This window comes from Pseudoroseomonas ludipueritiae, assembly GCF_014490445.1.
GTDB classification, from domain to species: domain Bacteria; phylum Pseudomonadota; class Alphaproteobacteria; order Acetobacterales; family Acetobacteraceae; genus Pseudoroseomonas; species Pseudoroseomonas ludipueritiae.
This window is the reverse complement of record NZ_JACTUZ010000134.1, coordinates 1-12,201: the sequence shown is the minus strand read 5'-3', so window position 1 is coordinate 12,201 and position 12,201 is coordinate 1. Positions and strand designations below refer to the sequence as shown.

Sequence of the window (12,201 nt, the reverse complement as noted above, 5' to 3'; positions counted from 1 at the left end):
CAAGGCCGGCAGCCGCAGCGTGGCCGCCAGGCGCGGCGCGGCGCCGGTGCTGGCCCAGCGTTCCAACATGACGGCGCGCGGCGCCCGCCTGACCTCCTGGACCGCCGGCCTTCCGGCCGCCAGCGGTGAGCAGCGCGACTGCCCCGCCGGCACCATGTCTACCCTGGCGCGCGGACACGACGACGTCATCCGTTGCATGCCGCTGTGACATAGCTGGCCCGGCCTTTTGCCGGGCCGCGGGTTTCGCCGGCCGAAAGGGCCGGCCCTTCCGGGGGATATGCCGGGGTGTTTCTCGCCGTGCCTCACTGAATCGCCTCGCCTCCCGCCTTGTCGGGGCTGGCGGAGGAGAGTAGGACACCGTCGCGAGATACCGGATTTCTGTATCCAACCCCGTAGACCCCCGGGAAGGAACTGCTCATGGCCCGCAAGAAGATTGCGCTGATCGGCGCTGGCAATATTGGTGGCACGCTGGCCCACCTGATCGGCCTCAAGGAACTCGGCGACGTCGTGATGTTCGACGTCTTCGGCGGCGTCGCGGCCGGCAAGGCGCTGGACATCATGCAGTCCAGCCCGGTCGACGGCTTCGACTGCAAGCTGAGCGGCGGCAGCGACTATGCCGCCATCGCGGGCGCGGACGTCATCATCGTCACCGCCGGCTTCCCCCGCATGCCGGGCATGAGCCGCGATGACCTGCTGACCAAGAATGCCGGCGTGATGGGCCAGGTGGCCGAGGGCATCAAGCAGTATGCGCCCGACGCCTTCGTGATCTGCATCACCAACCCGCTGGACGTCATGGTCTGGGCGCTGCAGCAGAAGTCCGGCCTGCCGGCCAACAAGGTCGTCGGCATGGCCGGCGTGCTGGACAGCGCGCGCTTCCGCACCTTCCTGGCCGAGGAGTTCAATGTCTCGGTCGAGGACGTGACGGCCTTCGTGCTGGGCGGCCATGGCGACACCATGGTGCCGCTGACCCGCTATTCCACCGTGGCCGGCATTCCCGTCCCCGACCTGATCAAGATGGGTTGGACGACGCAGGAGAAGATCGACGCCATCGTGGCGCGCACCGCCAATGGTGGCGGCGAGATCGTGAAGCTGCTCGAGAAGGGCTCCGCCTTCTATGCCCCGGCGGCTTCCGCCGTGGCGATGGCCGAGAGCTACCTGAAGGACAAGAAGCGCGTCCTGCCCTGCGCCGTGATGCTGAACGGCGAGTATGGCATGAACGACTTCTATGTCGGCGTGCCTGTCGTGATCGGCGAAAAGGGCGTGGAGCGGATCGTCGAGGTGGAATTCACCCCTGAGGAGAAGGCCGCTTTCGACAAGTCCTGCGACGCGGTGAAGAAGCTGGTCGAAGACTTCAAGAAGCTTGGCGTCTGACACACCCCTGGCCGGGGCTTCGGTCCCGGCCATTTCTTTCGGCCGGGCCTCGGCCGTCCAGCTCCAGTAAAAGGGTGAGCGGATGAATATTCATGAATACCAGGGCAAGGAGCTGCTGAAGCGCTACGGCGTTGCGGTGCTCGACGGCTATGTCGCCTGGAATGCCGCCGAGGCGGAAGAGGCGGCCAAGAAGCTGCCCGGCCCCGTCTATGTGGTGAAGTCGCAGATCCACGCCGGTGGCCGCGGCGCCGGCCGCTTCAAGGAAGACCCGAACGGCAAGGGCGGCGTGCGCGTCGTCAAGTCCGTCGAGGACGTGAAGGCGGCCGCCGAGGCGATGATCGGCAAGACGCTGGTGACCAAGCAGACCGGCGAGGCCGGCAAGGTGGTCTCCCGCGTCTATGTCGAGGCCGGCTGCGACATCAAGCGCGAGCTGTATCTCTCCCTGCTGGTGGACCGCGATACCTCCCGCATCGTCATCATGGCGTCCACCGAGGGCGGCATGGAGATCGAAGAGGTCGCCGAGCACAATCCGGAGAAGATCCTGAAGGCGACGGTGGACCCGGCCTCCGGCATCTCCGGCTTCCATGCCCGCAAGCTGGCCTTCGGGCTGGGCCTGGAAGGCAAGCAGGTCCAGGCCTTCACCAAGTTCGTCACGGCCATGTACAAGGCCTTCGTCGAGCTGGATTGCGCCATCGTCGAGATCAACCCGCTGGTCGTGACCGGCGCGGGCGAGGTCGTGGCGCTGGATGCCAAGGTCTCCTTCGACGACAACGCGCTGTTCCGCCACAAGGACCTCGAGGCCCTTCGCGATGACAGCGAGATGGACCCGAAGGAACTGGACGCCACCAAGAACGACCTGAACTACGTCGCGCTGGATGGCGAGATCGGCTGCATGGTGAACGGCGCCGGCTTGGCGATGGCCACCATGGACATCATCAAGCTCTACGGCTCCTCCCCCGCCAACTTCCTGGACGTGGGCGGCACGGCGACGGCCGAGCGCGTGACCGAAGCCTTCCGCATCATCACCTCCGACAGCAACGTCAAGGCGATCCTGGTCAATATCTTCGGCGGCATCGCCAAGTGCGACATGATCGCGACCGGCGTGGTGCAGGCGGCGAAGAACCTGACCCTCTCCGTGCCGCTGGTGGTGCGCCTGGAGGGCACGAACGTTGAGCAGGGCAAGAAGATCCTGGCCGAGAGCGGCCTGAAGATCATCCCGGCCGACAACCTGGCCGACGCCGCCGAGAAGGTGGTCGCCGCCGTGAAGGGAGCCAAGTAAGATGGCCATCCTCGTCGACGCCAACACGAAGGTGATGACCCAGGGCTTCACCGGCTCTCAGGGCACCTTCCACGCCGAGCAGGGCATCGCCTACGGCTCCAAGTATGTGGGCGGCGTGACGCCGGGCAAGGGTGGCCAGACCCACCTGAACCTGCCGGTGTTCAACACCGTCGCCGAGTGCGTCGAGGCGACGGGCGCCAATGCCTCCGTCATCTACGTGCCGCCGCCGTTTGCCGCCGACTCCATCCTGGAGGCGATCGACGCCGAGGTGCCGCTGATCATCTGCATCACCGAGGGCATCCCGGTGATCGACATGATCAAGGTCAAGCGCGCCCTGGCCGGCTCCAAGTCCCGCCTGGTGGGCCCGAACTGCCCGGGCGTGATCACGCCGGGCGCCTGCAAGATTGGCATCATGCCGGGCCATATCCACAAGCCGGGCTCCGTCGGCATCGTGTCCCGCTCGGGCACGCTGACCTATGAGGCCGTGGCGCAGACCACGGCGGCCGGCCTCGGCCAGTCCACCTGCGTCGGCATCGGTGGCGACCCGGTGAAGGGCATGGACTTCACGGAAGTCCTGGAGATGTTCCTGGCCGACCCCGAGACCAAGCAGATCGTCATGATCGGCGAGATCGGTGGCCAGTCCGAGATCCAGGCGGCTGAGTTCCTGGCCCGCGAGAACAAGAAGGGCTCCAAGAACTACAAGCCCGTCGTCGGCTTCATCGCCGGTGCGACCGCCCCTCCGGGCCGCCGCATGGGCCATGCCGGCGCCGTGATCTCGGGCGGCAAGGACACGGCCGAGGCCAAGATGTCCGCGATGCGCGAGGCCGGCATCTTCGTGGCCGACAGCCCGGCCGCCCTGGGCTCGACCATGCTGAAGGCCATCGCTGGCTGATGCATATGGCGGCGCGACAAGGCGAGCCTGCCCAACGCCGATCCATGTTCTGGGTCGCGCGATCCGGGTGGCTGCCATCTCGCCGCCATACGTTCTATGTTCATGCACGCCGTCCCTATATCAGGGGCGGCGCTGCATTTTGTGACGTCCTGTAGTTGAGGAAAGCCACGCCGCCCCGGGAAGCGGGCGGGGTGAGGAGGAACTGATGGCCGGTATCGACATCCTGGCGAGTGCGATGACGGGGGCGAATGCCGCCTTCCTCGCCGATCTCTACGCCCGCTGGGTGGATCAGCCGGACAGCGTGGACCCGTCCTTCCAGGAGCTGTTCGCGGCCCTGAACGACGATGCCCGCGCTGTGGTGCAGAACGCCACCGGCGCATCCTGGGCCCCGCGTCCCCGCGGTGGCTTCGCGCCCGAGCCCGAGGCGCCCAAGGCCGACCCCAAGAAGGGCGGCAAGCCCGGCGCCGCGCCGGGCCTCGACCCGGCCGCCGCGCGCCAGCAGGTGCTGGATTCGATCCGCGCCCTGATGCTGATCCGCGCCTATCGCGTGCGCGGGCATCTGGAGGCGCAGTTGGACCCGCTGCACCTGACCCAGCCCAAGGCGCATCCGGAGCTGGACCCGAAGACCTACGGCTTCACCGATGCCGACATGGACCGGCCGATCTTCATCGACCGCGTGCTGGGCAAGGAGCAGGCGACGCTGCGCGAGATCATCGCGATCTGCCGCGCCAGCTATTGCGGCTCCATCGGCGTCGAGTTCATGCATATTCAGGACCCGGAGCAGAAGTCCTGGATCCAGCAGAAGGTCGAGGGCGCGCCCTGGGCGCGGGCCTTCGATGCCGGGGCCAAGCGCAAGATCCTGCAGCAGCTGACCGAGGCTGAGGGCTTCGAAGCCTTCTGTGCCAGGAAGTATGTCGGCACCAAGCGCTTCGGCCTTGAGGGCGGCGAGGTCACCATCCCGGCGGTGCAGACCGTGATCGAGACCGCGGCCGATGCCGGCGCGGATGAGATCGTCATCGGCATGGCCCATCGTGGCCGCCTGAACACGCTGGTGAACGTGGTGAAGAAGCCCTTCACCCGCGTCTTCGCCGAGTTCAAGGGCGTCTCCGCCAACCCGGACGACGTGCAGGGCTCGGGCGACGTGAAGTACCACCTGGGTACCTCCACCGATATCGAGATCAACGGCCGCCAGGTCCACCTGTCGCTGCAGCCCAACCCCTCGCATCTCGAGGTCGTGGACCCGGTGGTGGTGGGCAAGGTGCGCGCGCGCCAGGACATGGCGGGCGACACCAAGGGCCGCCGCTCCGTCATGGGCATCCTGCTGCATGGCGATGCCGCCTTTGCCGGCCAGGGCGTGGTCTATGAGACGCTCGCGATGAGCCAGCTCATCGGCTACCGCACCGGCGGCACGGTGCATGTGGTGACCAACAACCAGATCGGCTTCACCACCGTCCCGGCCCATGCCTATTCCGGCCTTTATTGCACGGACGTGGCCAAGTCGGTGCAGGCGCCGATCCTGCACGTTAATGGCGACGACCCCGAGGCCGTGGTCTTCTGCGCCCGCATGGCCGCCGAGTACCGCATGAAGTTCGGCGCCGACATCGTGCTGGACGTGGTCTGCTACCGCCGCCACGGCCATAACGAGACGGACGAGCCGGCCTTCACGCAGCCGATCATGTATGCCCGCATCAAGGAGACCAAGACGACCCGCACCCTTTACGCGGAGCGTCTGGCCCAGAGCGGCGCCGTGCCGGCCGAGGACAGCAAGTCCATGCTGGACGCCTTCAACGCCCAGTTGGAGGAGGCCTATCAGGCCGCCCAGACCTTCAAGCCCAACAAGGCCGACTGGCTGGAAGGCCACTGGTCCGGGCTGAAGGCCGCCGGCTCCTCCGAGGAGGAGAAGGAAGACGGCACCGCCGTGGCGCTGGATACCCTGCGCGAGGTGGGCGCCGCCCTCAGCCGCGTGCCGGAAGGCTTCAACGCCAACAGCAAGATCGTCCGACAGCTCGAGGCCAAGAAGAACGCCATCGAGACCGGCGAGGGCATCGACTGGGCGACCGGCGAGGCGCTGGCCTTCGGCTCCCTGCTGGTGGAAGGCCACCGCATCCGCCTCTCGGGCGAGGATGTGCAGCGCGGCACCTTCAGCCACCGCCATTGCGTGCTGGTCGACCAGCAGAACCAAGCGGAATACATGCCGCTGAACAACATCCGCGACGGCCAGGCGCGGATGGAGGCCTTCAACTCGCTGCTGAGCGAGATGGGCGTGCTGGGCTTCGACTACGGCTACACGCTGGCGGACCCGAACACCCTGACCCTGTGGGAAGGCCAGTTCGGCGACTTCGCCAATGGCGCGCAGGTGGTGATCGACCAGTTCATCGCCTCGGCCGAGACGAAGTGGCTGCGCATGTCCGGCCTCGTGATGCTGCTGCCGCATGGCTATGAAGGGCAGGGGCCGGAGCATTCCTCCGCCCGCCTGGAGCGCTACCTGCAGCTCTGCGCCGAGAACAACATGGCGGTCTGCAACTTCACGACCCCGGCCAACTACTTCCACGCCCTGCGCCGGCAGCTGAAGCGGAACTACCGCAAGCCGTTGATCGTGATGACGCCGAAGTCCCTGCTGCGCCACAAGCTGGCTGTCAGCAGCCTGGCCGATTTCGCGCCCGGCAGCACCTTCCAGACCGTGATCCCGGAAGTGGACGCCATCGCGGCGCCGGACCAGGTGAAGCGCGTCGTGATCTGCACCGGCAAGGTCTATTACGACCTGCTGCAGGAGCGCCGCGACAAGGGCCTGAACGAGGTGGCGATCATCCGCCTGGAGCAGATGTATCCCTTCCCCAAGAACACGCTGGCCCGCGTGCTGAGCGAGTACAAGAACGCCGAGATCGTCTGGTGCCAGGAGGAGCCCGAGAATATGGGCGCCTGGACCTTCGTGGACCGGCGGATCGAGAAGGTGTTGAAGGATCTGGGCGTCAAGTCCAAGCGCCCGGTCTATGTGGGGCGTGAGGAGGCGGCCAGCCCGGCCACCGGCTCGGCCAAGGTCCATCAGCAGCAGCAGGAAGCCCTGGTGCGCGAAGCGCTCGGTCTGTCCTAAAGTTAACTTCGAGCACGCACCGGTAGAGAGGCGTTAAGAATGACTGAGATCCTGGTCCCCACCCTGGGCGAGAGCGTTTCCACGGCCACCGTGGCCCGCTGGATGAAGAAGGCCGGCGAGTCGGTGGCTGCCGACGAGCCGCTGGTGGAGCTGGAGACCGACAAGGTGACGGTGGAGGTCAACGCCCCCGCCGCCGGCGTGCTGGAGGCGATCGCCGCCGATGAGGGCGCCGAGGTGGAGCCGGGCGCGCTGCTCGGCACCATTTCCGCCGGCGAGGGCAAGGTGTCCCCCAAGGCCACCGAGGTTCCGGGCACCGAGAAGCCGCCGGCGCCGAAGGCTTCCGGCGCCACCGCCGGCAACCCGGCCAATGCGCCCAAGGTCGAGGAGCCGCGCACGGTTTCCGGCCCCGTCTCCGTCCCCGGTGGTGGGCATGCGCCGCTGCCGGCGGCCGCCAAGATGATGGCCGAAAACAACGTCTCCGCCGACCAGATCGGCGCGGGCACGGCCAAGGACGGCCGCATCAGCAAGGGCGACGTGCAGGACTTCCTGGCCCGCCCGGCTTCTGCCCCGGCCGCCAAGCCGGCCGCCAAGGCGCCGCGCGCCCTGGAAGGCGGCGAGGAGCGGGTGAAGATGACCCGCCTGCGCAAGACCATCGCCAACCGGCTGAAGGAGGCGCAGAACACCGCCGCCATGCTGACCACCTTCAACGAGGTGGACATGTCGGCCGTGATGTCGCTGCGCAGCGAGTACAAGGACGCCTTCGAGAAGAAGCTCGGCACCAAGCTCGGCTTCATGTCCTTCTTCGTGAAGGCCTGCGTGGCCGCGCTGAAGGAATACCCGGCGGTTAATGCCGAGATCGACGGCGACGACATCGTCTACAAGAACTTCGTGCACATGGGCATCGCCGTCGGTGGTCCGAATGGCTTGGTCGTGCCGGTGCTGCGCAACGCCGACCAGATGTCCTTCGCGGATATCGAGAAGTCGATCGCCGGCTTCGGCAAGAAGGCGCGTGACGGCCAGCTGAAGCTGGAGGAGCTCTCCGGCGGCAGCTTCACCATCACCAATGGCGGCATCTACGGCTCGCTGCTCTCCACCCCGATCCTGAACCCGCCGCAGTCGGGCATCCTCGGCATGCACTCCATCAAGGAGCGCGCGATGGTGGTGGGCGGCAAGATCGAGGTCCGCCCGATGATGTACCTGGCGCTGTCCTACGACCACCGCATCGTCGATGGGAAGGAGGCGGTGTCCTTCCTGGTGCGTGTGAAGGAGAGCCTGGAAGACCCGCGGCGCCTGCTGCTGGACCTCTAAGCCTCAGCGCTTCCGGAATGGGGCGGCGGGGATCGCGGAAACGCGGTCCCCGCCGCTTTTTTGTGCGCGGCCTTTAGCGGCGTCTCAGGGAGGGTACGCCTTTCACTGGCGCCAGCTTGGGCATCCTGCATTTGATCATGCTTGCGCAGCAGCGGGTGCATGGCTTTTCGCACTGCACAAACCCCTTCGCCCCCTTGCCCCTGCGGGCGGGCCGGGCCAGTTTCCGCCAACCCTTTGTGCAAGCAGGAACCCTGACTCATGCCCGAGAGCTTCGACGTCATTGTCATCGGTGCCGGCCCCGGTGGCTATGTCTGCGCCATCCGCGCCGCGCAGCTCGGGCTGAAGGTGGCCTGCGTCGAGAAGCGCGACACGCTGGGCGGCACCTGCCTGAATGTGGGCTGCATCCCCTCCAAGGCGCTGCTGCAATCCTCCGAGGCTTTTGAGGAGACCCAGCACAAGTTCGCCGACCATGGCATCCTGCTGGATGGCGTGAAGCTGGACCTTTCCCGCATGCTGGCCCGCAAGGGCGAGGTGGTCGGCGCCAACGTCAAGGGCGTCGAGTTCCTGTTCAAGAAGAACAAGGTCACCTGGCTGAAGGGCGAGGGCAAGATCACCGCCCCCGGCAGCGTCGAGGTCGCCGGCCAGTCCTACAGCGCCAAGAACATCGTCATCGCCACCGGCTCCGACAGCATGCCGCTGAAGGGTGTCGAGGTGGATGAGAAGCAGATCGTCACCTCCACGGGCGCGCTGGAGCTGGAGAAGGTGCCGGGCCACCTGGTGGTCATCGGCGGTGGCGTCATCGGGCTGGAGCTGGGCTCCGTCTGGCGCCGCCTCGGCGCCGAGGTGACGGTGGTGGAATTCCTCGACCGCATCACGCCGACCATGGACAACGAAGTGTCCAAGCAGTTCGAGCGCGTGCTGACCAAGCAGGGCTTCAAGTTCAAGCTGAAGTCCAAGGTCACCGCCGCGGCCAAGACGGCCGAGGGCGTGACCCTGACGGTGGAGCCCGCCGCCGGTGGCGCCGCCGAGGAGCTGAAGGCCGATGTGGTGCTGCTGGCCATCGGCCGCCGCGCCTATACGGATGGCCTCGGCCTGGATGCCGTGGGCGTGGAGCGCGACGAGCGCGGCCGGGTGAAGACCGACCACCACTTCCGCACCAATGTTCCCGGCATCTACGCCATTGGCGATGTCATTGTCGGCCCCATGCTGGCCCACAAGGCTGAGGACGAGGGCGTGGCCCTGGCCGAGCAGCTCGTCGGCCAGGCCGGCCACGTGAACTACGGCGTCATCCCGAGCATCGTCTACACCTGGCCGGAAGTGGCCTCGGTGGGCGAGACGGAGGAGGAGCTGAAGGCCCGCGGCCAGGAATACAAGTCCGGCAAGTTCCCCTTCATGGCCAATGGCCGCGCCCGTGCGATGGGCGACACCGATGGCTTTGTGAAGATCCTGGCGGACAAGAAGACCGACCGCGTGCTGGGCTGCCATATCCTGGGCCCGGATGCCGGCACGCTGATCGCGGAAGTGGCGATCGCCATGGAATTCGGCGCCAGCGCCGAGGACGTGGCCCGCACCTGCCATGCCCACCCGACACTGAACGAGGCGGTGAAGGAAGCCGCCCTGGCAGTGGACGGGCGCGCGCTGCACATCTGAAGCCGCTGGGCGTGGACCAGGAGCTACTGTTCCCATGTCCATCCGGGATGATCTGGCCAACGGCTCCACCATGTCCAGGCACGGCGTTGGTATTCCGAGCATCGCTTCGGTGATACTGGCCGCCACTCCTCAGCCAAACCACACGCTGCTCTTGAGGTGGTGGTTAGGGGCCATGCGCGGTGAATGCTTGCCGCGCAGCCTTCATGGAGACGCGAGCCGCCCGACGCATTGCTGCTGGTAATAGGCGCGTCGAGACTATATTGCCGCTGCTGCAACGGCGCTGTTCTTGCTGCTTGGCCAGCGCGATTAGTGTACATGGCCAAGCCGCTACTCCGGATGGTGCAAGGCCTGTTGTTAGCGTGGGTGGACGTGGGTGGAGCGGCTGAACAGCCTAAGAGCTTGGGTGCCGGCGTGATGCCGTTGGCGGGGCTGCCTATGTCGAAGCCCGCAGCTGAAAGTTGAGGTGTTCAGCCGGTTCCCTTGCGAGCGTTTGTCCGCCTCTCTTAATAAAGTAATTATTTTAACGGTGCAATTATTCGGATTGCACTCCGAGGTTGAGATCGTACTATCGCGCTGGTGTCCATCCTGGATCGTTTGAGAGGCCGATCGATGACGCGGAAGCAGCGAGTATTACGGGGCCTCGATCCTGCCAATGCCGTTGGCATTGAAGTTGGAGCATTGTGCCGCCCGCTTGTGACGCGTGCTGAAGGACGCATCATCTACGTCGATCACACCGATACGGCTAGCCTGCGCGCAAAGTATGCAGGTGACCCGAACGTCGATATTGATGCGATCGTTGAGGTGGACGCGGTCTGGGGCAACAACACCTTGGCTGATGCCGTGGGTACCGGGACGCGAGTGGATTACGTGGTGGCGTCACACCTAATCGAGCATGTGCCGGACCTGTTAGGCTGGCTTGGCGAGGTGCATGGGGTGCTGAAGCCACAGGGAAGCCTGCGCTTGGTTGTTCCTGACCGGCGCTTCACTTTCGACCATGCGCGGCAGGAAACCCGACTGTCCGACGCGTTGTACGCCTTCTTGGTGCGGGCGCGGGCGCCACTGCTGCCGTTCCTGCTGGACTACGTGCTGGAGGTGGTCGAGTTCGACGTGACCGCCGCCACCGAGGGTCGGCCCATGCGCCGCCTGCACGACCTGCCGCTCGCGCTCGCGGTGGCAGAGGACGTGCAGCGCAACGGCACTTACCATGACGCGCATTGCTGGGTGTTCACTCCAGCTTCCTTCGCCGCTCTAATGGAGCGAGCTGCGGCACTTGGCCTGATGCGCTTCAGCTGCCACGATTTCCACGACACGGCGCATGGCGAGAACGAGTTCACCGTGGCACTGCAGCCCTGCGATGACCCAGCCGAGGCGGCGGGGAGCTGGCGCCGCATGGCAGGGCAATGCGCTGATGCAGCCGTACAGCAGAAGGCAATTGACATCGCCGCGTTACGGACGCGCCTAGCTGTCCTCGAAGCACAGCATGCTGAGGCGCTGCAGGAACTGGAGGCGATGCGCACCAGCCGCTCTTGGCAATGGACAGCCCCGCTGCGCCACATCGGGTCGCGGTAAAGCCCTCCGCCACAGCGGAGCGCCGGCAGACGAGGCTGGCTACTCAATCAACCCGCGGATGCGCCTTCTGCCAGGTCTCCAGCAGCCGCACCGCATCCACGCTGGTATAGCGCTGGGTGGTGGAGAGGCTGGCATGCCCCAGCAGCTCCTGGATGGCACGCAGGTCAGCCCCCGCGCCCAGCAGATGGGTGGCGAAGGAATGCCGCAGCGCATGCGGGGTGGTGTGTTCCGGCAGGCCGGCGAGGCGGCGGTAATCCCGCAGTGCCTTTTGGGCGATGGCCGGGTCCAGCCGCCCGCCGCGCGCGCCGAGAAACAGCGGCGCCTCGGCCAGGGGACCGCCACGGGCCGCGAGATAGGCGGAGACCGCCGCCGCCACCGCCGGTAGCACTGGCACCAGCCGTTCCTTGCCGCCCTTGCCGCGCACCCGCAATCCGGTGCCGGCGCGGGGAGCATCCCGCACATCCAGTGCCAGAGCCTCAGAGATACGGAGGCCGCAGCCATAGAGCAGGGTGAAGAGCGCCTGGTCCCGCAGGGCCAGCAAGGAGGAATTCTCTACGCTGCCCACCTCCGCGATGACATCCCGTGCCTCGGTTTCGCGCAGGGCGCGGGGGGCGGGGGGCTTCAGGCGCGGGCCACGCAGACCGGCGATGGCATCTGGCGAAACGCCATGCCGCCGCGCCAGGAAGCGCATGAAGCTGCGCACAGCCGCCAGCTTGCGGGCGCGGGTGCTGGCGCTGTCTCCCTTCTCCGCCCGGAAGGCCAGGAAGGAGCGCAGGTCGGCCGGGCGCAGGGCACCGATGGCCTTCAGGTCCGGCTCGCCTCCCAGGTGGCGGCTGAGGAAGCCCAGCAGGTCGGCCAGGTCGGCGCCATAGGCTTCCAGGGTATGCGGGCTGGCGCGGCGTTCCTTCTCCAGCCAGTCCAGGAAGGCGGCGCGGGCTTCGAGGCCGGTCATGGCTGGCGCGAGAGCGCGGCGGCTAGGGCAGCAGCCAGGAAGCGCAGCGGCGGCGCGGCGCTGCCGCGGGGCAGGGCGGCGGGCTGCCG

At 66.7% G+C, this 12,201-nt stretch carries 8 protein-coding genes and 1 pseudogene; 8 read left to right on the top strand and 1 reads right to left on the bottom strand.

Translation table 11 applies throughout. The annotated features are described in order from the left end of the window. From IBL25_RS20380 to IBL25_RS20345, 8 genes and pseudogenes are all read left to right on the top strand, one after another. A pseudogene (locus IBL25_RS20380) lies at positions 1-208 on the top strand (hypothetical protein); the annotation flags it as partial. 209 nt (positions 209-417) lie between these two features. Further along, entirely contained in the window at positions 418-1,371 is a 954-nt protein-coding gene (gene mdh, locus IBL25_RS20375) for a malate dehydrogenase (protein ID WP_187780344.1), read from the top strand. Between the two features lie 82 nt (positions 1,372-1,453). Then, the gene (gene sucC, locus IBL25_RS20370) at positions 1,454-2,650 is read left to right on the top strand and encodes an ADP-forming succinate--CoA ligase subunit beta (protein ID WP_187780343.1); all 1,197 of its coding nucleotides are present in this window, start codon (positions 1,454-1,456) and stop codon (positions 2,648-2,650) included. 1 nt (position 2,651) lies between these two features. After that, positions 2,652-3,542 (top strand): succinate--CoA ligase subunit alpha, encoded by an 891-nt coding sequence (sucD, locus tag IBL25_RS20365; protein ID WP_187780342.1) that lies wholly within the window; start codon positions 2,652-2,654, stop codon positions 3,540-3,542. A 205-nt stretch (positions 3,543-3,747) separates the two neighbouring features. Next, positions 3,748-6,633, top strand: a complete 2,886-nt coding sequence (locus IBL25_RS20360) for a 2-oxoglutarate dehydrogenase E1 component (RefSeq protein ID WP_187780341.1) — start codon at positions 3,748-3,750, stop codon at positions 6,631-6,633. A gap of 39 nt (positions 6,634-6,672) precedes the next feature. Next, a complete protein-coding gene (gene odhB, locus IBL25_RS20355; RefSeq protein ID WP_187780340.1) occupies positions 6,673-7,941 on the top strand; it encodes a 2-oxoglutarate dehydrogenase complex dihydrolipoyllysine-residue succinyltransferase in 1,269 nt (422 codons plus the stop codon). A gap of 258 nt (positions 7,942-8,199) precedes the next feature. Then, positions 8,200-9,591 carry a dihydrolipoyl dehydrogenase gene (gene lpdA, locus IBL25_RS20350; RefSeq protein WP_187780339.1) on the top strand — a complete coding sequence of 464 codons (1,392 nt, stop codon included), beginning with the start codon at positions 8,200-8,202 and terminating at the stop codon, positions 9,589-9,591. Positions 9,592-10,200: 609 nt separating this feature from the next. Then, on the top strand, positions 10,201-11,160 hold the full coding sequence (locus tag IBL25_RS20345) for a methyltransferase domain-containing protein (RefSeq protein ID WP_187780338.1): 960 nt from the start codon (positions 10,201-10,203) through the stop codon (positions 11,158-11,160). Positions 11,161-11,203: 43 nt separating this feature from the next. Here the strand turns inward: IBL25_RS20345 and IBL25_RS20340 are convergent, their stop codons facing one another. Beyond that, positions 11,204-12,112: a tyrosine recombinase XerC gene (locus IBL25_RS20340; protein WP_187780337.1), complete on the bottom strand. Its 909-nt coding sequence runs from the start codon at positions 12,110-12,112 to the stop codon at positions 11,204-11,206. Between the last annotated feature and the right edge of the window lie 89 nt (positions 12,113-12,201).

What these genes read in the sequence shown, in the direction of transcription:
- mdh (WP_187780344.1), top strand. Translation starts at nt 418, where the DNA reads ATGGCCCGCAAGAAGATTGCGCTGATCGGCGCTGGCAATATTGGTGGC.
- sucC (WP_187780343.1), top strand. Translation starts at nt 1,454, where the DNA reads ATGAATATTCATGAATACCAGGGCAAGGAGCTGCTGAAGCGCTACGGC.
- sucD (WP_187780342.1), top strand. Translation starts at nt 2,652, where the DNA reads ATGGCCATCCTCGTCGACGCCAACACGAAGGTGATGACCCAGGGCTTC.
- IBL25_RS20360 (WP_187780341.1), top strand. Translation starts at nt 3,748, where the DNA reads ATGGCCGGTATCGACATCCTGGCGAGTGCGATGACGGGGGCGAATGCC.
- odhB (WP_187780340.1), top strand. Translation starts at nt 6,673, where the DNA reads ATGACTGAGATCCTGGTCCCCACCCTGGGCGAGAGCGTTTCCACGGCC.
- lpdA (WP_187780339.1), top strand. Translation starts at nt 8,200, where the DNA reads ATGCCCGAGAGCTTCGACGTCATTGTCATCGGTGCCGGCCCCGGTGGC.
- IBL25_RS20345 (WP_187780338.1), top strand. Translation starts at nt 10,201, where the DNA reads ATGACGCGGAAGCAGCGAGTATTACGGGGCCTCGATCCTGCCAATGCC.
- IBL25_RS20340 (WP_187780337.1), bottom strand. Translation starts at nt 12,112, where the DNA reads ATGACCGGCCTCGAAGCCCGCGCCGCCTTCCTGGACTGGCTGGAGAAG.